Origin of the sequence: Candidatus Frackibacter sp. WG13 (genome assembly GCF_900114655.1) — a bacterium.
Taxonomy (GTDB): domain Bacteria; phylum Bacillota; class Halanaerobiia; order Halobacteroidales; family Acetohalobiaceae; genus Frackibacter.
This window is the reverse complement of sequence record NZ_FOTT01000046.1, coordinates 1-1,499: the sequence shown is the minus strand read 5'-3', so window position 1 is coordinate 1,499 and position 1,499 is coordinate 1. Positions and strand designations below refer to the sequence as shown.

The window sequence follows — 1,499 nt, the reverse complement described above, 5'->3', positions numbered from 1 at the left end:
AATAGAGTTTCCCCATTTTTTAAAGTAAATAATATGAAAATTATCAACACCTAAAATTGTGGACAATTAACCTTAACAATTGATTAAAATAGATTATCCACAGATTACGCAAAAAAGGTGAAATTACCTCCGTTTTTTGGTATAATTAGGTTGGACACCAAAACCAAAAAGGAGGAATTCCACCTATGATTAATTATACCAAACTTATATACCAATTGAAAAGGAAATTATCAAGTTTTTCTAAAAAAATTACTAAAAAGTTATCTAAACCTAAATCTAAATTTGTCTTTCAGGTACTATATGGACTATTAGAAAACCAAACTGTTTTATTAAGTGAAATTTCTAGAGCGTTAAAAGAAGATATAACACTGAAAAAAACTATTGATCGCTTATCAAGAAATTTCAAAAACTTTGATGAACAACAAAAAATAATGGATGATTATATCAATACAATAAAACCAATTATTAATGAAGACACTATATTTTGCTGTGATAAATCCGACATCATCAAGCCTCATAGCAAAAAATTAGAGGCTTTAGATAGAGTACGTGATGGAAGTACAGGTAAAACAGAAGATGGTTATGATACTTTTGAGATAGCCGCCTTAACTACTGAACATGAAATGCCTGTGTCCATATATTCTCATGTTTATTCTACACTTGAAAAAGGGTTTAAAAGTCAAAATATGGAGACAATAGCTGGTCTTGAGTTTGTTAAAGAACATTTTGGCAATATAGGCATTTATGCTTTAGACCGTTGGTATGATAACAACCTTTTCTTTAAATATTTTACTAAAAAAGGTGATGAATGCGATTTTGTAATTAGAGCTAAAAAAACTAGAGACGTCATTTATAAAGGTGAAAAAATGAATATATTTGATGTAGCAAATCTTTATAAAGGAAAATACGTTACCCATTTTAAAGATAAATATGATAATCATAAAAAAGTAAAGTTCAGCTATACAAACATTAAATTACCCGCAATACCAGATAAAGAATTAACACTTGTTATAGTTAGAGGATTCGGTAAATCACCTATGATTTTAATTAGTAACTTAAAGCCTAAATCAAAAAGACTCACTCGAGTAATACTTAAAACTTATATTAAAAGGTGGAAGATTGAGGAGTATTTTAGATTTAAAAAACAACAATTTAATTTAGAAAATATCAGAGTCAGATCTTTAAATAGTATTAGAACTATGGATTTGATTTTAACTATTTTAATCGGCTTTATAGCAATATTTTCAGAAAAAAGAAAAACTACTAAGTTAAGCTTATGGATTTCTAAATTATCTAAAAGAATTTATGAAATACCTAAATTTGATTATTATGCAATAACAGATGGTATTTTTACTATTTTGAAGAAAACAAGAAAAGGAATCCAAAGCTTTATAGATAAAAATCTCAAATTTAAAGCATCACAACAGCTCAATCTGCCAAACTTACTATTATGATAAGGTTTAAAGGTAATTGCTATTTTGATTTTGGGGAAACTCTAT

1 protein-coding gene is annotated in these 1,499 nt (G+C 27.1%); it reads left to right on the top strand.

From position 1 onward, the window contains the following. Window positions 1-185 precede the first annotated feature (185 nt). A complete protein-coding gene (locus BM077_RS13510; RefSeq protein WP_089751212.1) occupies window positions 186-1,454 on the top strand; it encodes a transposase in 1,269 nt (422 codons plus the stop codon). The last annotated feature ends 45 nt before the right edge of the window (window positions 1,455-1,499 follow it).